At 61.5% G+C, this 23949-nt stretch carries 23 protein-coding genes and 1 riboswitch; of the genes, 10 read left to right on the top strand and 13 right to left on the bottom strand.

The genetic code is table 11. From position 1 onward, the window contains the following. Positions 1-50 precede the first annotated feature (50 nt). Positions 51-911: an aldo/keto reductase gene (locus EKM88_RS11905; RefSeq protein ID WP_125706444.1), complete on the top strand. Its 861-nt coding sequence runs from the start codon at positions 51-53 to the stop codon at positions 909-911. A gap of 109 nt (positions 912-1020) precedes the next feature. Next, positions 1021-2670, top strand: coding sequence for a MutS-related protein (locus tag EKM88_RS11900; protein WP_125706443.1), 1650 nt, complete (start codon positions 1021-1023; stop codon positions 2668-2670). A 44-nt stretch (positions 2671-2714) separates the two neighbouring features. Here EKM88_RS11900 and EKM88_RS11895 read toward each other — a convergent pair whose 3' ends face one another. Next, on the bottom strand, positions 2715-3548 hold the full coding sequence (locus EKM88_RS11895; RefSeq protein WP_125706441.1) for a MurR/RpiR family transcriptional regulator: 834 nt from the start codon (positions 3546-3548) through the stop codon (positions 2715-2717). 352 nt (positions 3549-3900) lie between these two features. On the opposite strand from EKM88_RS11895, the gene gnd reads away from it, so the two are divergent. The 4 genes from gnd to EKM88_RS11875 all read left to right on the top strand — a co-directional run bounded on the left by gnd (position 3901) and on the right by EKM88_RS11875 (position 6918). Next, positions 3901-4797: a phosphogluconate dehydrogenase (NAD(+)-dependent, decarboxylating) gene (gnd, locus tag EKM88_RS11890; RefSeq protein WP_125706439.1), complete on the top strand. Its 897-nt coding sequence runs from the start codon at positions 3901-3903 to the stop codon at positions 4795-4797. Between the two features lie 63 nt (positions 4798-4860). Further along, entirely contained in the window at positions 4861-5205 is a 345-nt protein-coding gene (locus tag EKM88_RS11885) for a hypothetical protein (RefSeq protein ID WP_125706437.1), read from the top strand. A 220-nt stretch (positions 5206-5425) separates the two neighbouring features. Then, entirely contained in the window at positions 5426-6127 is a 702-nt protein-coding gene (locus tag EKM88_RS11880; RefSeq protein WP_125706435.1) for a metal ABC transporter ATP-binding protein, read from the top strand. Next, positions 6127-6918, top strand: coding sequence for a metal ABC transporter permease (locus tag EKM88_RS11875; RefSeq protein ID WP_125706433.1), 792 nt, complete (start codon positions 6127-6129; stop codon positions 6916-6918). Before EKM88_RS11880 ends, EKM88_RS11875 begins: the two co-directional genes overlap by 1 nt. A 54-nt stretch (positions 6919-6972) precedes the next feature. Here EKM88_RS11875 and EKM88_RS11870 read toward each other — a convergent pair whose 3' ends face one another. From EKM88_RS11870 to EKM88_RS13690, 4 genes are all read right to left on the bottom strand, one after another. Next, on the bottom strand, positions 6973-7827 hold the full coding sequence (locus EKM88_RS11870; protein WP_125706431.1) for an NAD(P)-dependent oxidoreductase: 855 nt from the start codon (positions 7825-7827) through the stop codon (positions 6973-6975). A gap of 598 nt (positions 7828-8425) precedes the next feature. Continuing rightward, a complete protein-coding gene (gene pepF, locus EKM88_RS11865; RefSeq protein ID WP_191988720.1) occupies positions 8426-10237 on the bottom strand; it encodes an oligoendopeptidase F in 1812 nt (603 codons plus the stop codon). A gap of 107 nt (positions 10238-10344) precedes the next feature. Further along, positions 10345-11733, bottom strand: coding sequence for a branched-chain amino acid transport system II carrier protein (gene brnQ / locus EKM88_RS11860; RefSeq protein WP_125706427.1), 1389 nt, complete (start codon positions 11731-11733; stop codon positions 10345-10347). 438 nt (positions 11734-12171) lie between these two features. Next, the gene (locus EKM88_RS13690; RefSeq protein WP_125706425.1) at positions 12172-12882 is read right to left on the bottom strand and encodes a hydrolase; all 711 of its coding nucleotides are present in this window, start codon (positions 12880-12882) and stop codon (positions 12172-12174) included. 363 nt (positions 12883-13245) lie between these two features. Between EKM88_RS13690 and EKM88_RS11850 the strand changes: the two genes are divergently transcribed. The 3 genes from EKM88_RS11850 to EKM88_RS11840 all read left to right on the top strand — a co-directional run bounded on the left by EKM88_RS11850 (position 13246) and on the right by EKM88_RS11840 (position 15652). Next, complete coding sequence (locus EKM88_RS11850; protein WP_125706504.1) at positions 13246-14007, top strand: DeoR/GlpR family DNA-binding transcription regulator; 762 nt, start codon at positions 13246-13248, stop codon at positions 14005-14007. A gap of 106 nt (positions 14008-14113) precedes the next feature. Then, on the top strand, positions 14114-14887 hold the full coding sequence (locus EKM88_RS11845) for a glycosyltransferase family 2 protein (RefSeq protein ID WP_125706423.1): 774 nt from the start codon (positions 14114-14116) through the stop codon (positions 14885-14887). A 24-nt stretch (positions 14888-14911) separates the two neighbouring features. Further along, positions 14912-15652 carry a DUF975 family protein gene (locus tag EKM88_RS11840; protein ID WP_125706421.1) on the top strand — a complete coding sequence of 247 codons (741 nt, stop codon included), beginning with the start codon at positions 14912-14914 and terminating at the stop codon, positions 15650-15652. 99 nt (positions 15653-15751) lie between these two features. On the opposite strand, the gene thiE is transcribed toward EKM88_RS11840, so the two are convergent. The 6 genes from thiE to EKM88_RS11810 form a co-directional block, all read right to left on the bottom strand. Continuing rightward, the gene (gene thiE, locus EKM88_RS11835; RefSeq protein WP_125706419.1) at positions 15752-16384 is read right to left on the bottom strand and encodes a thiamine phosphate synthase; all 633 of its coding nucleotides are present in this window, start codon (positions 16382-16384) and stop codon (positions 15752-15754) included. 142 nt (positions 16385-16526) lie between these two features. Then, positions 16527-17522, bottom strand: coding sequence for a cytosine permease (locus tag EKM88_RS11830; protein WP_125706417.1), 996 nt, complete (start codon positions 17520-17522; stop codon positions 16527-16529). Next, entirely contained in the window at positions 17512-18327 is an 816-nt protein-coding gene (gene thiD, locus EKM88_RS11825; protein WP_125706415.1) for a bifunctional hydroxymethylpyrimidine kinase/phosphomethylpyrimidine kinase, read from the bottom strand. The genes EKM88_RS11830 and thiD overlap by 11 nt, the downstream gene beginning before the upstream one ends. 41 nt (positions 18328-18368) lie before the next feature. Further along, on the bottom strand, positions 18369-19172 hold the full coding sequence (gene thiM, locus EKM88_RS11820) for a hydroxyethylthiazole kinase (RefSeq protein ID WP_125706413.1): 804 nt from the start codon (positions 19170-19172) through the stop codon (positions 18369-18371). 92 nt (positions 19173-19264) lie between these two features. Further along, a riboswitch (TPP riboswitch) is annotated at positions 19265-19371 on the bottom strand. Between the two features lie 116 nt (positions 19372-19487). Further along, entirely contained in the window at positions 19488-20120 is a 633-nt protein-coding gene (gene lepB / locus EKM88_RS11815) for a signal peptidase I (RefSeq protein WP_125706411.1), read from the bottom strand. 27 nt (positions 20121-20147) lie between these two features. After that, complete coding sequence (locus EKM88_RS11810) at positions 20148-21083, bottom strand: ADP-ribosylglycohydrolase family protein (protein ID WP_164512095.1); 936 nt, start codon at positions 21081-21083, stop codon at positions 20148-20150. 193 nt (positions 21084-21276) lie between these two features. On the opposite strand from EKM88_RS11810, the gene EKM88_RS11805 reads away from it, so the two are divergent. Continuing rightward, entirely contained in the window at positions 21277-22821 is a 1545-nt protein-coding gene (locus EKM88_RS11805; RefSeq protein WP_125706407.1) for an ABC-F family ATP-binding cassette domain-containing protein, read from the top strand. Positions 22822-22879: 58 nt separating this feature from the next. Here EKM88_RS11805 and EKM88_RS11800 read toward each other — a convergent pair whose 3' ends face one another. Both EKM88_RS11800 and EKM88_RS13515 read right to left on the bottom strand, forming a co-directional pair. Continuing rightward, entirely contained in the window at positions 22880-23611 is a 732-nt protein-coding gene (locus EKM88_RS11800) for a class I SAM-dependent methyltransferase (protein WP_125706405.1), read from the bottom strand. Next, positions 23601-23949: hypothetical protein (locus tag EKM88_RS13515; RefSeq protein WP_225418478.1), on the bottom strand; the 349-nt coding region annotated here is incomplete at its 5' end. The genes EKM88_RS13515 and EKM88_RS11800, both read right to left, overlap by 11 nt.

Here is a 23949-nt window from a genome sequence, read left to right as displayed (position 1 = left end):
TTTTTTGTTATACTGATAATTGGTAAGTCAATATCAAAGGAGTGGTATGAATGGCACATCTGACGCAATTGACGGACACCTACACCCTGGCTAACGGCGTGCAGATCCCGATTGTTGGTTTCGGCACCTGGCAGACCCCGGACGGTGTGGTGGCCCAAAGCAGCGTGGCCGCTGCCTTGGCCGCTGGCTACCGCCACATCGACACGGCCGCCGCGTATGGCAATGAGACAAGCGTGGGGGCCGGCATACGCCAGTCCGGCGTGGCGCGCAGCGACATCTTTTTGACCACGAAGCTCTGGAACCAAGACCACGGGTACGATGCGACGAAAAAGGCGCTGGATCTGTCCCTGCAAAAGCTCGGCGTGGACTACGTCGACCTGTACCTGATCCACTGGCCGAACCCGGCGAAGTTCCGCGACCACTGGGAAGAAGTCAACGCTGAGACCTGGCGGGCGATGGAGGAGGCCTACAAGGCCGGCAAAATGCGCGCGATCGGCGTGTCCAACTTCCGCCCGCACCACCTCGATGAGCTGCTGAAGACGGCGACCATCACGCCGATGGTCAACCAGATCTTCCTCAACCCGTCCGACCTGCAGCCGGCAGTGGTCGCCTACAACAAGGCGCACGGCATCCTGAGCGAGGCGTACAGCCCGCTTGGCACCGGCAAGATCTTTGAGGTCAAGGCCCTGCAGAAAATGGCGGCGCGCTACGGCAAAACCGTGGCCCAGCTCGTCTTGCGCTGGTCCCTGCAGCACGACTTCCTGCCGCTGCCGAAGTCGGTGCACGAGGCCCGCATCCGCGAAAACACGCAGCTATTTGACTTTGAGCTGTCGCACCACGACATGGCGCTGATCGACGACCTTCACGGGGTCGCCGGGGTGGCGCTCGATCCGGATACCCCAGACTGGTAGGCTTGACGAAGCGCCGGTCGCTTGCCCCTCTCGCGAAGGGCAAGTGGCCGGCGTTTTTGCGTGGGCGCGGTGCTATAATTGGCCTTATATTGAGGGCGGAGGCAGTGCGATGACGGGTAATAACTGGCTATGGCTAGGGCTGTTCTTGGCAGCAATCGTGGGGATGGTGGTGGTGACCGGCTGGCGCACGCGGCAGCGCCTGCGCAGGCGACTGTTGGCATCTTGGGGGGAGTTCCCCGAGGCGCGGCGGCAGGACAGTGAGGCCAGCTTGAAGGCGGCGTGGCAGGCGGCCGCGCAGCTGCGACCCACCGCAAGCCAGGTGGACGACCTGACGTGGCACGACCTGAACCTGATGGCGGTGTTCAAGCATCTGAACCAGACGGAGTCGAGCGTGGGGGCCGAGGCATTGTACGCGGCACTGCGCGGATTTGACTTCGATCGACCCAACGTGTCAGCCAAGCTGGTGGCGTTTTTCACCGAACAGGATGCCGTGCGGCTGCAAGTTCGCACCGCCTTTGCGCACTTGGGCAAAAGCGATGACAACCAGTCGCGGCGCTACCTGCTCGACACGGCGCATTATCGCCTGAGCGGCACCTGGCGCTATACGGTGCTCGGGTGGCTCCCGCTGGCGGCCATCGTGCTGATCGTCCTTGCGCCTTTGGCGGGGGTGTTGCTGCTCATCGGCAGTCTGGTCACCAACGTGGTCGTCTACCAGCAGCACCGCGAGCGCCTGGCCGTTGAGCTGAACGCGCTGCGCTACCTTGTGCAAACCATCGCGACGGCCCAGCGCCTGGCGCGGCTGGCGACCCCGCAGCAGGCCGCGCTGAAGCGGGCGCTAGTCAAACTCGCGCCGATCACCCGTCACGCCTTCGTGTTCCGGACCAAGACGGGCAGTGAAACCGAGATCATCGCGGATTACCTCGGCGTGATGCTGATGCTGCCGTTTCGCGCGTACAACAAGGTGTTGACGACGCTGAGCGCGCACCACGAGGACGCCTTGGCTCTGTGGCAGGCGCTCGGCGAGCTGGAGGTCGCCATTGCCGTGGCCAACTACCAACTGGCCGCGCCGGTGGTGTGCCACCCGCAACGCCAGGCCACGGGCATCACGGCGGCTGGCGTCGTGCATCCGCTGTTGAAGCAGCCGGTGGCCAACGTGATCGACTGGGGGCAGTCGGCGCTCATCACCGGCAGTAACGCCTCGGGCAAGTCGACGTATGTCAAAAGTGTGGCGATCAACGCTGTGTTGGCCCAAACGCTGGGGGTGGCGACCGCCGAATCGTTTGCGCTGGCCCCCGGGCACGTCATCACTGCGATGGCGATCCAAGACGACCTGGCCAGCGGCGACAGCTACTTTATCGCGGAGATCAAGGCGATTCAGCGTGTACTGACCCTGGCGGCCGGCGGGGCGCCGGTGTACGGGTTCATCGATGAGATCCTGAAGGGCACCAACACTGTTGAGCGCATCGCGGCCAGTGCCGGTGTCGTGCAGTGGCTGACGGCGACGCAGGCGCTGGTGATGGTGGCAACGCACGACAGCGAGCTGACCGGCCTGCTCGGTGCGGCGGTGGTGAACTGGCACTTCCAAGAAACCGTGTCGGCAACCGGGGTGGCGTTCGACTACCTGCTGCATCAGGGGCCGGCGACCTCACACAACGCCATCGCGCTGCTGGCGACGCTGAACTATCCGGCGACCATCATTGAACAGGCCCGGAACTTGGCCGAGACGTTTGAACGGACCCATGCCTGGCCGCGGGGGTAAAAAAAGCCTCACTGCTTGATCGTGACAAGCGGTGAGGTAATTTTTTACTCTCGTGTCTGCTGAATGGTGGTGCGAATTCGCGCCAGAATGGCCTCGGAGGCGCTGTCCGTGGCGATGGCGGCGAGGACGAATAGGGTGTCCATCAGCGCGATCTGGGCGATCAGCGCGTGCAGGGCTTCCGCGCGGTACTGGGTCTCTTCGGCCAGGGCGACCAGCAGCACCGTAGCAAGCTTGGCAAGCGGCGAGCGCGGGCTGCCGGTGATCACGATGAGCGGCACCGCCGCGGCGTGCAGCACCTTCGCCAGCGCCAGCGCGTCCTTGTCGGTACCGGTGTGCGAGATGATGATCGCGGCGTCCGCTGCAGTCAGCCGCGTGGCCGCCATCAGCTGCATGTGGTAGTCGGTGGTGTAGCTGACCTGGATCGGTGTGCGCAAAAACTTGTGGTAGCCGTCTTGGGCCACGAGGTTGGACGCCCCGAGGCCGAACAGTCCCAGCGTGTGCGCGTGCGTGATCAGTCGCACCGCCGCGTCCAGCGTGGTCGCATCCAAGCCCGACTCGGTGGCGGTGAGCGCGTCCACGTTGAGTGCAAACAGCTTGCGCGCCACTGTCAACGTGTCGTCGTGCGCCTCGATCTCGCCAAACATCGGGGCCGTGGCCGTCTGCGCCAGCGCCACGCGTAGCGCCTGAAAGTTCGGGTAGCCGATCGCCTTGGCGAAGCGCGACACTGTGGCGACCGACACCCCAGTCGCTTCGGCCAGCGCGGAAATCGATTGGGTGCTTGCGCGTTTGGCATGTTGTAAGAGGTAATCCCCCAGCGCCTGTTCCTTGGTGCTGAGTTGCTGGCGATTGGCAAGCAGTTGAACGGCAAAAGCGGCCATGAGAAGGCATCCTTTCAGAGCGTCCAGGACCGCGGGTTTAGCGAGGCAGGTAACGACACCAAGGGGCTTGGGGCGGTCTAGGCTCCGAGTCCCTTGGTGCGTTAGATGCGCTCGCGGTGCGGGGATGGGCGCGTTTAGTCAGAGCGCAGAGAAGCACGGGTTTAGCGGGTCAGCTAGCGTGGCCAAGTTGGTTGGGGCGGGTTGGGCCCCGGGCAACTTGGTGAGCTAGATGTACCCGCGGTAATTGCCTTCAGTATACCATGTGAACGAAGAAAAATTGTTACATCGTTTTAGTTGCCAAATGAAAACTTTTTACATATACTAGGGGCAAATAAAACTTGGAGGGTTTGAGATGCAAATTGGAATGATTGGACTCGGCAAAATGGGCTTGAACTTGGTCAAGAATATGCTGGACCACGACATTGAGGTGGTGGCCACGGACCTGAGCGCGACGGCGCGCGATGCGGCGGCCGCGGCGGGGGCAACGCCAGCCGCCGACCTGCCAGAATTACTGGTAAAGCTTGCGACGCCGCGGATCGTCTGGGTGATGGTGCCGGCGGGGGCCCCGACCGACAGCACGCTGGCAACGTTGGCGGAGACACTTTCTGCTGATGACATTGTGATCGATGGCGGCAACTCGTTTTACCGCGACTCCCTGCGCCACGCGGAGCTGATGCAGGCGCGCGGCGTTCACTTCTTTGACGTGGGCACGTCAGGCGGGATGAGCGGCGCGCGGCGTGATGGTAACTTCATGATCGGCGGCGACCAGGCGGTGTTTGCACGCATCGCGCCGCTGTTTGACGCCATCGCTCAGCAGGACGGGTACCTGTACACTGGCCCGGCGGGGTCGGGGCATTATCTCAAAATGGTGCACAACGGCATCGAGTACGGCATGATGCAGGCCATTGCGGAAGGCTTCGACGTGCTGGACAAGGGCCCGTTCGATTACGACAACGAGGCCGTGGCGCGGATGTGGAACAGTGGTAGCGTCGTGCGCAGCTGGTTGATGGAGTTGGCTCAGGCGGCGTTTGCGGCCGATCCGCACTTGGACAGCATCAAAGGCGTGATGCACAGCAGTGGGGAAGGCGCCTGGACGGTTGAGGAGGCCATGCGGCTACACGTCCCAACGCCGGTGATCTCTAGCGCCTTGATGATGCGCTACCGCTCCGAGGTTGACGACACGATGACCGGCAAGGTGGTCGCGGCGCTGCGCAACCAGTTCGGGGGGCACGCGGTGGATAAGCAGTAGCTTGCGCCCGCCATTGGTTGTGGTAAGGTAAAAGGATACATCACAACGCAATGGAGGATTCTCATGTACGAAGCAACGAAGCGCCGCCACGTCAGCCAGACCGTTGAGGCGGTTTTCCCGAAAGCCGTCACCGATCAGATTTTCAGCGTCATCAAGCTGATGAATGAGGCTGATCAGCTGGTCACCGCGCCGGTGGCCATCGCTTTTTCCGACGACTACACGGACAACGAGCTGTACGCGCTCCTGATCCAAGGCAACCTGGCCCCGGCGCAGGAGTTCCCGCTGGACTACGACGGGGATAAAAGTGCCTTCCTCGGCCACGGCTACATCCTGATCGTGAAGGATAACCCGAAGGCGATTTACATCGACTTTAGCAAGGCCAACGATCTGAGCGAATTGAAGGGATAGGCAGCGTTACCGCCATTTCTGAATCGTCCGCCGCAAAACACGACACTCTGACTGGAAAAGCCGGCCGCCTCATCAACCCTCAGTGTGGGGGTGGTGGGACGGTCGGCTTGTTTGTTAGGGGCAACCGCATTTAGTTCCGCCTGTTTTCAGAAACATTTGCGCCGCGCCAGTTGCTCGTGTACACTGTTATTCGTAATCATTACTGTTATTGGAGGGCGCCATGGCATCACCTTTACTGACCGTTGACCACTTGACCTTTGGCTTTCACGACCGGCAGCTTTACTCAGACCTCAGCTTTAACCTAGCCCGCGGCTCGATGACGAGTCTGATCGGGGCCAATGGCGTGGGCAAAACAACGCTGATCCGCCTGTTGATGGGGCAGCTGACGCCGCAAAGCGGGCATATCACCCACGCGCCGGATATGCGCCTCGGGTACGTGCCGCAGTTTCGCAACATCGATCCGGAGTATCCGCTGTCGCTGCGCAGTTTTATCCAGCTCAACCAGCGCGGCCACTGGTTCCCGTGGCACACGCAGGCGGAAAAGCAGCAGCTCGACGCGGTGATTCGGAAAACCGCGCTGACCGCGCGCCAGGGTCAGCTACTTGGCAAGGCCAGCGGCGGCGAGAAGCAAAAGGCGTACCTGGCGCAGGCGCTCCTCACTGAGCCCAACTTCCTGATCCTTGATGAGGCGACGGCGAGTCTAGACGTCAACACGAAAACCGAGCTGATGACGCTGGTGCGCCAGCTCAGCCAGCAGTTCGGCCTGACGGTGCTGTTCGTCACCCATGACCTTGAGTTGGCGCGCGAGTATACCGACCAATACCTGCTGCTGACGGCCACCGGCCACGAGCTCCGGTCCACCCAGTTGATGGAACCGGCCAACATGCCGGCGGAGCTGCGACCGGCTGAGGAGGTGCGCTAATGTTTGCTTACGACTTTATGCAAAACGCTTTTTTGGCCAGCACCTTCATCGCGCTGACCACCGGCATCGTCGGCGTCTTCGTGACGGCGCGGGGGATGTCCTTTCTGGCCCACACGCTGTCTGAAATCGGCTTTGCCGGCGCGGCCTTTGCCGTGTTTGTCGGCATTCGGCCGCTGGATGGGATGCTGTTGACCACCATTTTGAGCAGCGTGACGGTGGGCAAGCTGTCCGTGCGGGCCAGCCGGCGGGAGGCGTCCATCAGTGCGGTGTCCAGCCTGTTCACGGGGCTTGGGATCTTGTTCCTCGCGCTGTCGGCCAAAAGCTCCAGCTACGCGACCACGATCCTGTTCGGCAGCATCATTGGCATCTCGCGGGCGGACGTCTGGCAGTTGGTGGCGCTGGCCGCGCTGGTGCTGGTGACGATGAGCGTGGCCTTTCGCAGCCTGGCCTTTGACTCCTTCGATCCGGTCGGCGCGGCCGCTCAGGGGCTGCGGCGCAATGTGATCGGGATCTACTTCCTGCTGATCCTGGCGGTGTCCGTCTCCATCGGCGCGCAGATCGTCGGCAGCCTGCTGGTCTTCATCCTGCTGACGTTACCGCCGGCCGTGGCTAAATACCTCGGCCGCACGCTCCCACAGATGCTGGTCATCTCCGTGGCCGCCGCGCTGATCGGCGTCTGGAGTGGGCTAGTGCTGGGTTACTACACCAATTGGCCGGTCACGTTCTTCATCGCCGCCATCGAGTGCGTGTTTTACTTCGCGGCACTGCTGGTGCACCGGCGGCGCGACTAATTAAAAAACGGTGGCCGTTTCCTTTGCGGAAGCGGTCACCGTTTTTTAGTTGGGTCAGTAGCTGAGGATCAGCCCCTGCGTGCCCAGATCACCCTGGCCGTTGTCGACCATCGCCTGGTACAGCGCCTTGGCCTGTTTCGTTGCCGGCAGGTCGAGGCCCATCTGGTCAGCCTCGGCCAGCGCGATGCGCAGGTCCTTGACGAAGTGCTTGATGAAAAAGCCCGGGGTGTAGTCACCGGCCAAGATGCGCGGCCCGTAGTTGTCCATGCTCCAGTTATCGCCAGAGCCGCCGCTGACGGTTTTGATTACCTGCGCCTGGTCGAGCCCGGCCGCCTTGGCGTACACGAGCATCTCGGTCAGGCCGGTCATCGTGCCGGCGATCATGATCTGGTTGGCCATCTTGGCGTGCTGCCCCTGGCCGGCGGGGCCGAAGTAGTTGATGGAGGTGGCGACCGCCTCAAAGATCGGGGTCAGCCGCTTGACCGTGGCCGAATCTCCCCCAAGCATCATCGTCAGCGTGCCGTTTTTGGCGCCAATGTCGCCGCCGGACACCGGCGCATCTAGGCCGATGGCGCCGCGCTGGGCCGCCGTTTCGGCAATCGTGCGCGCGAGGCTCGGGGTGCTGGTGGTCATGTCGATGACGACCTGGCCGGCGTGAACGCCAGCGAACACGCCGGCTTCATCGAAGTAGACATGCTCGACATCTTGCGGAAAACCGACGATCGAAATCACGATCTCGCTGGCTTCGGCAACGGCTTTGGGCGTATCCGCCCACGTCGCGCCGCGGTCCAGCACCGTTTGCGCGTGGGCCTTCGTGCGGTTGTAAACCGTGAGCGAGTGCCCTGCCTTGAGTAAGTTTGAGATAATCCCGGTGCCCATGACCCCGGTGCCGATAAACCCAATTTGCATATGAGACCTCCTAAAAATCCAGAGCGAAGTGGCGCGCATTTAGCGGGACGGGTAGCCTAGCACAAGTGCTTGGGCCCGTACTTAGGCCCGAGTGCTTGTGCGTAGCTAGCCGCTTCCGCGTTGCGCCACGTAGCTCGACGAAGAAATCCAGAGCAAAGCGCACTTAGCAGGATGGCTAGCCTAGGACTGGTGCTTGCGCCCGTACTTAGGCGCGAGTGTTTGTGCGTAGCTAGACACGCCTGCGTTGCTTTGCGGCGCTCGACGAAGACTGGAAAGAAGTAAGCACGCCCTGCTGCGGAGCGAGGCGCAGCCGAACGGAAGCAAGGCAGAAAGATCGGTAACAAGTCAATTTCGTCAGAATGCTCGCAAATACGATTGCGTCTGAGATCAGGCTTGAGGGGTAGCATTGCTTAGGCCGCGAACATTGCCGGCTTACAGCAAGGGCGGGTCTGGAGACCGCACTTTAGCTCCAGAGAGCCCCACGCGTTCCGCCGCCACCCGCCGGAGCTGGAAGCGGCACTGGCTGGACTGGAGTCCGGCATACTAAAACAGACCCCAGTATACATGTCCGCCGATATTTCGTCAGCTTGCCGCCAGTCTACGCCTGCTCACTCGCCTGAATCAACTGTTCGAACTCGTCGAGGCGCGCCTCGAACACGGCGAAGGCCGCTTCCAGGTAATCCGGTTGGGTCATGTCAACGCCGGCGGTTTTCATCGTGTCGATCGGGTACTTGGAGCTGCCGGACTTCAGGTAGCCGATGTACTTGTCGACTGCGCCTGGCGTCTGGGCGCTGATACGGCTGGCCAGGGTGGACGCGGCGGCGAACCCGGTGGCGTACTGGTAGACGTAGTAGTTCATGTAGAAATGCGGGATGCGTGCCCATTCCAGCGCGATCTCAGGGTCACGGGCGACGTCTGGCCCATAGTAGCGCGCGTTCAGGTCGCCGTAGAAGGTGGCCATGGCGTCCGCGGTCAGCGGCGCACCGGCGGCATCCTGTTCGTGGATCCAGTGCTCGAACTCGGCGAATTGGGTCTGGCGGAACACGGTGCCCTTGAAGCCGTCGAGGTAGTGGTTGAGCACGTAGGCACGCACTTTTGGATCGGGTTGCGTCTTCAGGAAGTAGTCCGTCAGCAGGTTTTCATTAGACGTTGAGGCGATCTCGGCGACAAAAATCGGGTAGTCACCGCTGACGAACGGCTGGTTGTGGCGGGTGTACCAAGAGTGTACGGAATGGCCGGTTTCGTGAACGAGGGTGAACAGCGCATCCAGGCCGTCCTGCCAGTTCAGCAGCTCGTACGGTGGCGTGTCGTAGGCGCCGCCGGAGTATGCACCGGAGCGCTTGCCTTGGTTTTCCACGACATCAATGTAGCGGTTGTCAAAAATCTCGTGCACATGCGCCAGGTAGTCGTCACCTAGCGGGGCCAGCGCTTCAAGCGCCACAGCCTTGGCTTCCTCGAAGGTGTATGACAGCGGGGCTTCACCGGTCAGTGGGGTGTAAAGGTCGTACATGTGCAGGTCATCGAGCCCGAGCAGCCGCTTGCGCAGGGCCACGTAGCGGTGCAACAGCGGCAGGTGCGCGTTGACTTGGGCCAGCAGCGTGTCGAACACGGCCTCTGGGATGTCGTTGTGCGCCATGGCGGCCGCGCGGGCGGATGGGTAGTGGTGCGCCGTTGCGCTGAAGTTGTGGCGCTTGGTTTCGCCGGCCAGGGTCGCCGCAAAGGTGCCCTTGAAGTCGGTGTAGGCCTTGAACAGCGTCTGGAAGGCTTCCTTGCGCACCGGCCGCTGGGTCGAGCGGATCAGCTGCCCGTAGACCCCGTTGGAAAGCTGGCGTTGGTTGCCTTTGTCATCGGTGACGACGCCGAACGGCAGCTCCGCATTGTTCAGCACGTTGAAGGTTGCTCGGGAGGCACCCAAGGCATCGCCGGCAGCCGACAGCAGGGCCTCTTCTTGCGCCGACAGCACGTGGGCGCGAGTCTTGGTCAGCTTGTCCAACGTGTGGGCGTAAGGTGCCAGTGCCGGGGTGGCCTGCTGCCAGTCGGTCAGCGTGGCTGCCGGAATGGCCAGGATCTCGGGTTCCAAGAAGGCGATCTGTGCCGAGACCTTGGCGATCAGCGCCTGCGCCTTGGCCTTGTAGCCTTGGTACTGGGCGTTGGCGGTGTCCTGGTCGCTTTTCATGGACGCATAGACGTAGACATTCTCAAGCGCGCGGCTGGTGGCAAACACGGCGTCCAGGCCGGCAACCAGCGCCGTGGCGCTTTGACCGAGCGTGCCGGCCAGCTGGCTGGTCTGCTCAGCCTGCGCGGTGACGGCGGTGTAGGCCGCCTCCCAATCGGCATCGGTGGCAAAAATCTTCGTCAGGTCCCATGTCAGGGCTTCAGGGACGGCATCGCGGGTGGGTAATTGTTCCAAACTGATCATCTCCATATTCTCATCGTTGCTTCATATTCTAACACAGTGCGCCACACAAAAACCGCACCGTCTCCTTCATATGGAAGGGAACGGTGCGGCCCGGTGGCCTAGTGGCCGGCTTCCAGCGGTTCCAGCTGGGTGTCATGCATCGGCTGGCCCAGCAGCTTGGCGAGCAGGATGCCGCCGATCAGGCCGACCAGCATGAACGGTAGGAACTCCATGCTGAGGTCAAACAGCGGAATGTAGTGACTGCCAAAGCCGTTGATGGCCTTGAACAGGCCGAGGTTGCCGATGAAGCTTGGCAGTGCGTGGATCGCGTCAAGGATGGCCGGGATCAGGGTCAGGCCGATGGTGCATTGGTAGATCAGGCGATTTTTACCAATGAACGGGTGCAGCATGCCAAGGATGATCAGGGCGATCGCCAGTGGGTACAGCAGCATCAGGATCGGCGTGGACAGGGCCACAATGTTATCGAGCCCGAAGTTAGCGATCAAAAAGGAGCCAATGGAGGTCCCGATCAGGAAGCGGTGGAAGCCGATCTTGGGGAACCGGTGCCCGAGGTCCTGGGAAAATGAGGTGACCAGCCCGATCGAAGTGGTCAGGCAGGCGATGATCGCCATGGCCGCGAGGATCCCGGTACCGATCGTGCCGGTGTAGTGCGTCATGATGGTGGAAAAGGCGGTGCCACCGTTGGCTGACAGCTTGGTGAAGTTCAGGGAGATCACGCCCAGCATGATGAGTAGCGCGTAAATGATGGCTTCAAGTCCCATCGAGATGGCGCCAACCTTGGCCACGTCCTTGGAGCGTTCCTTGGCGTTCGCGATGCCAAAGGCCTTGAGCGCGGCAACGATGGTGACCCCAAAGCCGAGGCCGGCGAGCGCGTCCATCGTGTTGTAGCCCTGCAGGAAGCCATTGGTCAGGTTGCTGGTGGCGGCGGTGGCGTGGGTGGTTGAAAGCAGCGTCCCACCGTCACCGCGAATCAGGAAGGCGGCGATGAACACCACGGCCAGCAGGATCAACAGCAGCGGGTTGAGCAGCTTACCGACGTAGCTGGGCATCTTGTTGGGGTTGCGGGACATGAAGTAGGTGATGAGGAAGAACAGCGCGGAGTAGATCAGCAGGCTGATCTGCTCGCTGCCCTTGGGGATGAAGGGCAGGATGCCGATTTCAAACGAGGTCGCGGCCGTGCGGGGGGAGGCGATGAGCAGCCCCAGCGTGGCGTGGGTGGCGATCAGGAAGAATAGGGCGAAGGCGTGGCCGACCGGGCGCGCCAGGTTGTACATGCTGTCGCTTTCGGTCATCGAGATGGCCAGAATCGCCAGCAGCGGTAGGATGATGGCGGTGATGATGAAGCCGAGGGTGGCAGGGAGCCAGTTGCCGCCGGCGAGTTGCCCCAGGTGAATGGGGAAGATCAGGTTGCCGGCGCCGAAGAACAGGCCGAACAGCATTGAGCCGAGCATGATGATCTGTTTTTTGGATAATTTTGACTGTGTCATGTGTTTAACCTCCAGAATGTGGGTGCAAGAGACAAAAAAAGCGCCCCTAGCAAATTATTTTTGCTAAGGGCGCCGATTGCGCGTTACCACCTTAATTCGTCGATTCGTCACCAAACCGACCTCTAAGCGTGCCACCGGGTCCGGATCCCAGTGAGACGCCATTGCTATAACGGGCGCAATCCCGTTCGCGGCTTCCGCAGTCACCGCGACAACTTGTAGCCTACCTTCACAGCGCTGCCATCACCGCTTCTCACTGACCGCGGCTCACTGACATGACGTGACGCTGTTACTCTGCTACGCTTCGTCTCTTTAAGTGTTGTCATGACTTTAAATTAAAATTCGGTGTGTGTCAAGCAATTTATTTGCGCTTTTTCACAGAAAGTTTCAAGCGGGGGCAGCGCATTAAAAAACCCCAGCCGCGGCTGGGGTTCGATTCGCTTAGAGAATGGTGATCGTGGCGCTCAGGACGCCGGCAGACGGGATCTGGTTGTTCGGCATGGCGACATCGATCTGGTAAGGGTTGCCGGCTGCGAAGCCACCGGTATCGTTCACGGTGCGAACTAACGTCTGACCGTTGGACATCTGGATGCGGACGCGGGTCCCGCGAGGCAGGACGCCGAGGTTCGCCGCGATGCCGCCGTAACCCATGCTGGAGCCCAGTACGGCGGGATCGTAGAAGGTAACCTTGAAGGTCTGGCTGAGCGTGCGCCCGGCCGTGGTGACGGCCGCGAGTTGAACCGCTTTGGCCTGCGCAGCCTTTTGCGCTGCGGCCTGTTGCGCGGCGCGCTCGGCGGCTGCCTGCGCTTCCGCGGCGGCTTTGGCGGCGGCTTCTTGGGCGGCCTGCTCAGCGGCTGCCTTAGCGGCGGCTTCCGCGGCGAGTCGGTTCTCCGTCTCATTGAACGGGTTGCCGGCGTTGTTCATGACGGCGACGTGTGGGCCGGCCTGGAACTTCTGGCTGGCCACCAGGGTCTTAGCGGTTGCCTTGGCAGCCGGGGTCTGGTTTTCGAGGTTGATTTGGTGTTGTGCGGCAGTGGGTTGTTCGATCGCTTCAACGGGTTGCGTGCTGGCGTAAACGGCGAACAGCATGCCGAGAACCGTGATAAAGGTCAAGGCGATCAGATTCGGTTTTGTGATTTTGATAAAAGTCACTCCTATAGGCGTTTGATAAGTTTCTCCTGATTAACTGACTGAAGTATATCGAGCTGATATGTCACGCAAATACCAGTGACTTTACAAAAACGGGTTTTTCTGACACATTGTTACACCAGCGTAATAAAGCTTGGGAGAAATTTTTTTGTAACCGGAATCACGACGCTTTTTCGTCAAAGTGGGGCGTCAAAACTAAATTGCGGGACTAAATTAGCCGATTCGTCCCCCTTATGGGTCAATTTGATGACAAAAGTGGGAACTGTGCCCATTGCAAATTTGTACAGTCTGCCGGTCGAGAGCCCCGTCAAGACCGTTTTCAGGTATAATGGGCGTAACATGACTGACGAATTTGGGGTGGTTTTGGTGACAATGTACCGGGAAAAACGGTTCGAGGAGATCAAACGCTTGCTGGCCGAGCGCAAGGAACTGAGCATCGAAGACATCATGCACGCGGTGGGCGTGTCCCGTGACACCGCGCGCCGTGACATTGTCGCCTTGGCGGACAGCGGCGCCGGTCGGCGGACGCGCGGCGGCATCGTTTCGCTGACGTTCGGGCACACGGTGCCGAGCTATTCCGAGCGCCTGAAGCTTTTTTCGGCGGAGAAAACCGCGATGGCCTCCCGCGCCTTGGCGCTGATCAAGCCGGGTGGTGTGTACTTCGTGGATGATTCGACGACGCTGTTGAAGCTGTCGCAAAGCATCGATGGGGAAGTTACCATCTATACACACTCGCTGGATAACGCCATCGCGCTGTCGGTCAAAAGTGACGTGACGTTGCGGGTGTTGGGTGGTAAGCTTAACCACCACGGCCGCTACTTCTTTGCGCCACAAAGCCTCGCTGAGCTGAGCCGCATTGCCTTTGACGCGGCATTCATCGGGGCCACCGCGATCGCCCAAGACGGGGTGTACTTCCCATACGCGGATGATGCCGAGGTCAAGGCGACACTGGCCGAGGCCGCGCGGCAGGTCGTGGTCGTGTCGGAGACGCAGAAGTTCCAGATCCAGGCGCCGTATCGCGGCTTTGCGCTGGATGCGATCGACACGCTGATCACGGAGCGGCCGCTGACCGCCAGCGAGCGGGGCTGGTTTGCTCCGCACACCAGCCTGTTGGCCGCGAATGCTTAACCGTGCGTTAAGTTTAGGGCGTGGCAACACGGCCGACAGGTGAGTCTGGTACAGTGGAGGCGAGGCCCAGTTTGATTGGGCAGATTAAAGAAATGGTGGTGGGCATTTGACCCCTCTGGTTTCGGTCATCGTACCGATCTACAACCTTGCGCCGTACCTCAAGCGCAGCCTGGCAAGCCTGATTGCCCAGGATTACACGGCACTGGAGCTGATTCTGGTGGACGACCGGTCGACCGATGACTCGGCGGCCATCATTGCGCAGCTGGCGGCCACGGACAAGCGGGTGGTGCCGGTGTACCTGGGGCAAAACCGCGGCGTGTCCGCGGCCCGCAATGCGGGCCTGGCGGTGGCGACCGGGGTTTACGTGGCCTTCATGGACGGCGATGACTGGCTGGCCCCGCACACCATTGCGGCGTTTGTTGCGGCGCTTGAGGCCGGACCGTACGATCTGGTGACCTGCCCGTTCTACATTGATGCCCCGCAGCCCAAGCCGCTGCCGCAACGCCTGCTGGTGGACCGTGAGTTGTCCCGGCGGCAGTTGCTGCGCGGCATGCTGGCACCGGTGGGGCAGATCCGCGGCTATCTATGGAACAAAATCTACCGACGCAGCGTCATTGAGGCGGGGCACTTGCGGTTTGACGAAACGGTCACCATTATGGAAGACGAGCTGTTCACCACCGAGTATGCGCTGATGACCAGCCGCTTTTTCTTCCGCGGCCGGCCCGGGTACCATCACGTGGTGCGGGCCGACTCCGCCACGCAGTCCCTCGGGGTGCTGGGCGCGCTGCCCCAGCAGCTGTCCGCGCTGTGGCGCATTCAACAGTTGATCCGGGCCAAGCGCCCTGTTTCGACGGAAATGCCGATCAAGGTCAACCGCTAGTTATATAGAGGAGGAACGCAATTCATGGAGGACCATTTACTGACGCGGCGCGACATCAAGCGCCGCGCGAAGCAACAGCTGCACGAGGGCACGGTGTACCGCGACCTCATCATGGCCAACCTGATCCCATGGCTGATCGGCCTGGCCTTTGCCGTTTTTGGCGTCTGGCTGGCATTTGAAACGATCACCAAGTTTGGGGTGCAAAACATCGCGGCCAACCCCGAAAACTTTGTCGATTATTACACGGGGAAAAACAATGGCGCGAACCGCCAGATGATGCAGGGTCTGGTTGGCCTCTGGTTCACCCAAGGGGTGGCCTTCACGGCGCTGGACGTCGCCCGGGGCAAAGTGACCAGCTTCAGCCCCTTCAAGGCGGTGTTCCGCACCTTCAATGGCCGCTACTTCTTCGGTCTGTTGTGGCTTTGGCTCGTGTCCAGCCTGCTGATCGGCATGGGGATCGTGGCCCTGATCGTGCCGGGGATCCTGCTGACGTTCGGGTTAAGCATGGCGTACTACGCCTACTACGATGGCCGTGAAACCGGCAAACCGTACGGCATCTTCACCGCACTGGGTGATTCCTGGCGCATCATGAGCGGCAACAAGTTCGAGCTGTTCGTCCTGCAACTCTCCCTGCTGGGCTGGTTCATCCTCAAGAACCTCACGCTGCACCTGTTTGACCTGCTGATCAACCCGTACCTGCAGCTGGTCACCGCCGGTTTCTACGCCAACGTGCGCGCGGATTACGACCGCAACCAGCGCGCCTGACCCAGATGAATGGGCCGCAAAAAGCCCGTGAGATGTCCCTAGATTTGGCTTGTGGCCAAACCCGGGAAACATCTCACGGGCTTTTTGGGCGTGGTTCGGCTAGGCCAGTACCGCGGCGACCTGTTGCCGCAGCGCTGCGGTTTGGGCCTGGATATCGGTGGCGGCAAAAATGGCTGAGACCAGAGCCACGCCGGCGATGCCGCGGCCGGCGAGCTGGCTCAGGTTGGTTTCGTTGATCCCACCGATCGCGACGACCGGGATCGAAACGGCGGCGGTGATCGCCGCGAGGGTCGTGAGCGACACGTCCACTGCATCGGGTTTGGTGGCGGTGGCGAACACGGCGCCCACGCCAAGGTAGTCCGCCCCGGCGGCTTCGGCGGCCACCGCCTCCGCCACGGTTTGGGCCGAGACGCCGAGCAACTGATGCGGTTGCAGAGCCGCTCGAACCGCTACGGCGGCCTGATCATTTTGCCCGATGTGCAGGCCATCAGCGGCCACGGCCTGTGCCACGGCGAGGTTATCATTGATGATCAGCGGCACATGCGCTTGGGCGCACAGCGGCTGCAGGGTTCGTGCGGTTTGAATGAACGCCGCATCGTCGCGGTGCTTTTCCCGCAGCTGGATCATCGTGGCGCCCCCGGCCAGCGCCTGCTGAACGCAGTCGGCCAGGGTGCGGCCGTTGAGCCAGTGACGGTCGGTGACGGCGTAAAGGGTCAAATCATCAGCTAACATGGCGACGCCTCCAGTTCAAAATCAAGGTCAATGCTGCAATGAGTGCAATGGTCGGCAGGGTGCTGCCCAGGCGAGTGATGTGGGCGAGAAAGAAGCGGTACAAGGCCACGCCCACTGCCCACAGCAGCAGGTTGGGCCAGTCCTAGGCGGCCGTTGTCCGCTGATGCAGCGCAGCGCAGACGATCTGGATCACGGCCAAGGGGACGAAAACGGCCGAGATCCAGTACAGAAAGTCGGCATAGGCCGATTGCGGCACGAAGATCGCAATGGCGGTGCCCCCGAGGGTGACGGCCAGCGCCAGCCATTTGGCCGGCAGGTGGGTCAGCAAGGCAGCGCTGACCCCGGCGGAGTAGACGTCCAAAAACGTGGTGGTGATGGTCGAGAGGATGATCACCACCAGCGCCACCAGCCCCAGGCCAAAGCCCTGCATCAGCCCGGCGATCGACGTCTGGCCGGTCAGCACGGCCCCGGCCAGGCCGATGGCAAACATCCAGCTACTGGTCGCGTTGTAGACCCAGACGCTAACGGTGTTGGCGCGCTGGGGGTGGGCCGCCTGGCTGGTGTAATCGGCGATCAGGGGCAGCCACGACAGCGGCATGGCGATCGTTAGCTCCAGCGCCGCCCCGAAACTTAATGAACCGCTAGGCGTTACGGCGCCACCGTGGATGAGAAAGCGGGCACTGAGGAACACGACCGCGATCAGCAAGGCGGCCACGGCGACGGTGTTCCATTTGCCGAGGTCCTGTAGCCCGATGAGCAGCCACAAGGCGATGATCGCCCCGATCGCCACGGCCCAAAAGCTCAGAGACAGCGGCCAGAACACTTGGGCGGCCTGCGCACCGGTGACGATCATCACAGCCGTCCAGCCCAGTAGCTGCACGGTGTTGAGCGCGGCGAACCACTGGGCGCCACGCCGGCCAAACGCGGTCGCGGTGGTGGCCATCGCGGGTAGCTGGCGCTGAGCTCCGATGCGGCCACACCCGTACATCAGACCGCCACCGATGAGGTGACCGAGCAGGATCGCCAGCAGGCCGCGGGCGATGCCCAGCGGGGCCAACAACGTGCCCGACAGGATCTCGGCGAGGCTGATGGCGGCGCCGAACCAGAGTAAGGCATTATCGCGCGTGCTAGTCTTCATTCGCGGCCTCCGGGTAAGCCCAGTGATTCAGCGGGCCATGCCCGTGGCCGACGATGATGCCCTCGCGGATCGCGGCCTCGACGTACGCTTTGCCGGTGCGGATCGCACTGGCCAGCGGCCGCCCCTTGGCCAGCTCGGCCGTGATGCACGCGGACAAGGTGTCCCCGGTGCCGTGGGTGCGGCGCGTGGCGATGCGCTTGGCCGGGAGCCAAAACGCGCTTCCGTCTGCTAGGCGCACATAGTCGCTGGCGGAATCATCGTCATCGAGGTGGCCACCTTTGATCATCACATTTTTGGGGCCCAGCGTCATCAATACCGTGGCCGCGCGCTGCATCGCGGCGCGGTTGGTGATCGGCATCTCGGCCAGCTTTTCGGCTTCCGGTAGGTTCGGGGTCACCAGCGTTGCCAGTGGGAACAGTGCCGTTCGCACCACGGCAATGGCGTCTTCGGTCAAAAGCGGGGCCCCACCCTTGGCGATCATCACGGGGTCAACGACTAAGGGGCCAAAATCGTAGCGCTTGAGGTTGGCGACCACGGCCTGCACGGTGGGCACGTCAGCGAGCATGCCGGTTTTGCACGCGCGAATGGCGAGGTCGTCAGCCAGGGCGGCGAACTGCGCATCGATCAGCGCGGGGGGCAGAGCGAGCGCATCTTGGACGCCGAGCGTGTTTTGCGCGGTGACGGCGACGAGCACCGTGGTCGCGAAGACGTGGCGGGACTGGATCGTTTTGAGGTCGGCCTGCATGCCGGCACCGCCGCCGGAGTCGGAACCGGCAATGGTTAATGCTTGCGGAAATTGTTTCATCGAGATCACACTTTCTTGGTGTGGGCGTTGCGCCCAAGGGGTTAGGCGTGTCGGGCGGCTTCGTAGCGGGCCCGCTGGTTGAGCGTTTCAGTGGTCATGCCGGCCAGCGCGTCCATCAGGTTGGCGGCAAAGGTGCCGGCCTGCGTCGCTTGCAGGTGGCTGGCGGCGATTTCACCCGCAACCCCCAGCGTGGCGGCACCGACCAACGCGGCCTCGAAGGGGTCAGTCGTCAGCCCGAGGTAGGCCCCAATGAGACTGGAGAGCAGGTCGCCGGAGCCCACGACGGCCGGCAAAAGGGGCGTCTGGTTGTAGACGGTGGCCAAGTTGTGGCCGGTGGCGATGACATCGATGGGACCGCTGACCACCACGGTGCAGTCGTAGCGTGCGGCGCAGCGTTGCGCGAGCGTGGCTGGTGCCTCGGCGGTCGCGCCGGCGTCGATGCCTTTGGCGGTTGCCTCGATACCGGCCAAAAAGGCGATCTCACCGGCATTGCCGCGGATCACCGTGATCGGGTAGTCGCGCAGCAGGCGCTCAGCCGCCTGGGCGCGAAACGCGGTGGCCCCAACCGCCACCGGATCCAAGACGATGGGTTTGGCCAAGCTGGCGGCGGCTTCTGCCAAGGCCAGCACCAGTGGCATATCGGCGGTGTTGATCGTGCCGAGGTTGAGGACCAAGGCGTTGGCCGGGATCATCAAGGCCAGCGCCTCCTCTTGAGCCAAGGTCATGATGGGGCTGGCCCCCAAGGCGTTGAGGCCGTTGGCAACGAAGCCGGGGGTGACGAAGTTGGCGTAGTTGACCACGAGTGGGTGCTGCGCCTGCAATTGTGCGAGTAACTCGGAATTCATGGGAAACCTCCTCAGGGTGGTGAGACAACAGCGGCTGTGACCCGAACCCGGGGCGCGGCATCAAAAAAGGCGCCACAAAGAGTCGCGGCGCCAAGGCGTGTGCGACACTTTCCTACGTAAGTGCTAACTTACAGGTTCGAAGGGATCGCACCGAACAGGCACATCTCAGCCGCTAATGGCGGCACCCCTAGTGTCATTAAGATAGGTGTAGCTTAGCAGAATTGACTTAAAAATGAAAGCGGTTTGCTGGATTTCTGCGGTGGACCCGGGTTTTGGCGCAAAACAAAACGCGCTCCGAGGCGCGTCTGAATGGTTTTAGTAAATGGTCATCTTGTTTAGCGGCCAGTAACGCCAAACAACGACGGATTGCACTTTGTTCTTCTTAATAAAGCCAAACGCCCGGCCGTCGTGGGACACTAGGCGGTTATCGCCCATCACGAAGTAGCTGTTGGCCGGCACGGTGGCGCGCTTGGTCGCGGCCAGCGTCTGGATGTTGAAGTCCTGCGTGAACTTCACGCTGCTGGCGATCACGCCTTGCGCCTTGGCCCAGGCGGCGATCTCCTGTTTCATGAATTTTTGGTTGAGGTAAGGTTGCTTTTGGACTTTGCCGTTGACGTACAGCGTCTCGTTTTTGACGCTGACGGTGTCACCGGGCATCGCGATGACGCGCTTGATGTACAGCTCACCCGGTGCGTCCGGTGCGTCGATCACCACGATGTCATTGCGCTTCACGGTCTTGTGCCGCAGGGAGTACAGCCGGTCGCCGTCCTGCAGCGTCGGCTGCATCGAGGTGCCTTGCACGATGTCCTTACTGATGACGTACTTGATCAGCAGTTGGGTGCCCAGCACCACCACGACAACCAGGACGACGAATTCAATTAACCAACGGCCAAAGCCGCCTTTTTCCTTATCCACAAGCCACACCTCACAACCAGTTTTTTTAAGCATAACACATTGGCCGATTAATTTAACGGGTCAATCATAGCGCGGGAAATTGCCGGAGCGCTCTGCGGTGCGAACCCGTGCAACGATTTCGCCGTACTTGGTGAGCAGCAGGCACCAGTGGTGGGGGATGCTCAGGTAGCCATAGCCGAGCCCGGCAAGGCCGCCCGTCAGCGCTCCGAACGTATCCGTGAAGTGCCCCGCATTGACCGCAGCCAGTGTGGCCGACGCGTAGTCCGTGGTACTTTGCAGCGCGTACAGCACCACGCCCAGCACGTTGCGTGGCGTCGGCGCGGCTTCCGCCATGGTGGCCGCAGTGGGCGCATCCAGCAGGGTCAGCATGCGAAAGTCGAGCGCGGCGGGCACCGCCTCGTTGTGCGCCAAAACGCTGGCGAGGCTTTGCTTCAACGCGTCCTGCAGCGGGTCCCCGGCCAATAGGCGCATAACGCTTTGCGCGTAGATGGCACTGGCCAGCTGATTGGCTGGGCCTGGGTTGGTCAGCGCGACGAAGGCGGTGAGGACCGGCAAGGCCGCGGGGTCCGCGTACAGGTCCGGGCCGTAGTGGTGAAACAGGTAATAGCCCAGCGGTAGGGTGCGGATCAAGCCGCCGGGATCGGCGTCCGGCGCACTGGGTGTGCGACCAGCGACCGCCGCGGCCACACTGGGCCAGATGTCGGTTTTGGGCCCGTTAACCGGCGCGTAGGCGGTGGCCTTGGCCCAGTCGCGGTAGGCCGCCATCAGGATCTCGGGGTCAAAACCGGTGGCAAGCGCCGCCAGGCTGGCCTGACTGAGCCCCGTTTCGTCGGAGTAAACGCCGGCGGGCAGTGCGTAGGTGCCATAGCTGCGCATATTGGTGACCGGGTCGAGCGCCAGCTCGGCAGCGGTTTGCCCCTGCACCGGGAGGCCGAGCGCATCGCCGATCGCCGCGCCGATGATGCCATGGGTCAAGCGTGAATCTGTGAGAGCCATTTTGCCACTTCCTTCATCAGTGATTACTGCCATTATTTAAGTCACGAATGAAAAAGGCAAAGAATGTGCTTGAGCCAAGGCTGGCAAGGGCGGCGCCGACCATCTGCAGGCGCGGACGATTGCAAAGTGACAGGGGGTATGGTAGGGTGGATCGAATGTTTTTCTGAAAATTTCAATGAAAGAGGGCCGCAAGATGAGTGTTTTGACCGTGACCGGGTTATCGCAACGCTTCTTAGATAAGCAGCTTTACCAAGACGCCAGTTTTCAAGTGAACCAAGCCGATCACCTCGGGGTTGTCGGGCAGAACGGGGTCGGCAAAAGCACGCTGATCAAAATTTTGACCGGGGCGCTTGAGCCAGACGCCGGCAAGATCATCTGGCAGCGGCACCTGCACATCGGCTACCTGGATCAGTACGTCAACCTGCAACCGGGCCAGACGGTCGGGGCGTTTTTGCACACGGCCTTCGCAGCCCTGTACGCCAAGGAAGCCAAGATGAATCAGATCTACGCCGACTACGCGACCACGATGGACGACGAGCTGCTGGCCAAGGCCGGCACGCTGCAACAGGAGCTGGAGGCCAACGACTTCTATGAAGTGGATACGCGCATCGCGACCGTGGTCACCGGGCTGGGGCTTGATGCCATCGGCCTGGATCACCCGGTGGACGCGCTGTCCGGTGGGCAGCGCTCCAAGATCATCCTCGCGAAGCTTCTATTGGAGAAACCGGCCATGCTGCTACTGGACGAGCCGACCAACTACCTAGACGTCAGCCACATCGCCTGGCTGACCGAGTGGCTGCAGAACTTCGAGGGCGCCTTCATTGTCATCTCGCATGATTTTGATTTTCTGGAGAACGTCACCAACGCGATCCTGGACATCGAGTTCGGCCAGATCACGAAGTACACGGGCGCCCTGCACCAGGCGATGCGCCAAAAGGAGGCCGACCACGAGACCTACCTGAAGGCTTACGCCAAGCAGCAGGCGCAGATCCAAAAAACCGAGGCCTTTATCCGTAAGTTCAAAGCGGGTTCCCGCGCCACCGCGGCGCGCAGCCGCGAGAAGCAGCTGGCCCACGTTGAGCGCCTCACCCCGCCAGGCAACCGCGCCAAGGCCCACCTGACCTTTCCGTACCAGGAGGGGCAGCGCCAGATCCTGGTGGACGTCAACAACCTGGTGGTCGGGTACGATCAGCCGTTGCTGGCCCCGATCAATTTTTCCATCGCCCGCGATGAGGTGATCGCCTTGGAGGGGTTCAACGGGATCGGCAAGTCGACGCTGCTCAAAACCATCCTCGGCCAGCTGAAGGCGCTGGGAGGGGGCGTGTCGATCGCCGACAACGTTCACTTCGGGTACTTTGAGCAGGAGCTGGACTGGGCGATCCCTAAGCAGACGCCGTTGCAGTTTTTGATGGGCAAGTACCCGGCGCTGAGTCAGCGCCCGCTGCGTCAGGTGCTGGCGCGCACCGCCCTGACCCGTGAGGAGATGGATAAGCCGCTTCAGCTGCTGTCCGGGGGCGAGCAAAGCAAAGTGAAGCTCGCCGACCTGATGCTGCAGCCCAGCAACATCTTGGTGATGGACGAGCCGACCAACCACCTGGACGATGATACCAAGCACGCGCTTCAGGCGGGGCTCAAGGCCTTTCCTGGGGCGGTGGTGCTGGTTTCACATGAAACAGGCTTCTACGATGACAGCTGGGTCGATACCCGCATCAACATCGAGAACCTGCAGAACAAGTAAGCAGTCAAAAAGCTCGCGGTGCGCCCAAGTGGTTGGCGGCATCGCGAGCTTTTTGCGGTCACTTATCGGTGGCCCAGGTCCACAACTGAAACGTGTAGGTCAGCGTCACCGGCAACAACAGATTCGCGTCAGGCTGGTTGCTGACCGCTTGCGCAAGCGCCCGGGCTTCCCGAAGCGAAAAGGGGCGCGCAAAGGCGGCCAGTAAGTCGCTGACCGCGTATTGGTCGGTCAGCTGATAGCTGAAGGTGCGCGTCTCGGCAGCAACCGGCAGGGCCGCTTGCAGCGTAGCGACATGTTGTGGGTCGGCCTGGGGCGTCACCGGCACGGGCAGCCCGAGCGCCGCGGCCATGGCGACCAGCAAGCTGTTGCAGGCCGCGCTTTGAACATTGAGCGCCACCGCATGCCGGGCCAGTCCGGTGAGCCGCGGCAGCTGCGCGGCCGTCAGGGTGGGCAGCTGGCTGACGAACACCAAGTCCGCCAGTGGCGCGGCGGGCAGTGTGCGCCAGTCGGCCTGGCGGTAGTGGACGTTGGGCAGATCAGACAGGGCGTGCTGCGCCTCTTTCAGCATCCCGGCCGACCAATCGATCAGCGTGACCTGCTGGGCGTGGGCCGCCAGGGGGCGAGCGTAGCGGCCGGTGCCACCGGCGACATCGGCCACGGTCCAGCCAGTCAGCGGCCATCGGGCGGCCAGCGCGGCGGTGACGTCCTGTTCGATGGGGAGGCGCGACTCCCGCTGCACTGCGGCGTAGGTCGGCGCAAAGTCGTCCCATGTGTGAGGATCATCCAACATAAACACCTTCTTTGATTTCTTGATGAAAAGTGGTTGACGCACGCCACCTCCCTTGGTATGATATCAAAGTTGTCTTTTTGATAACACCGGCGCCGCCTTCTAAAACATAAAAAAAGTGTTTGACAGAGGGCGCCGCGCTTGGTAAGATACAAAAGTTGTCGCGAACGAAACATAACGTTCGCCAAATAAGTTTTTCAAACTTGTTGTTGACAACGACTTGCACAACTTGATATAATATAAAAGTTGTCGCAAGGCAAAGTAGTCCTTTGAAAACTGAACAAAGTTTCGTAAATGTGATAGGGTCTTCGATCTTGAATCGAAGAGAATTAAAACATTGC

It is taken from the genome of Lacticaseibacillus daqingensis (genome assembly GCF_003946115.1).
GTDB classification, from domain to species: domain Bacteria; phylum Bacillota; class Bacilli; order Lactobacillales; family Lactobacillaceae; genus Lacticaseibacillus; species Lacticaseibacillus daqingensis.
Note: the sequence above shows the minus strand (reverse complement) of the source record. Positions and strands in the feature narration are given on the sequence as shown.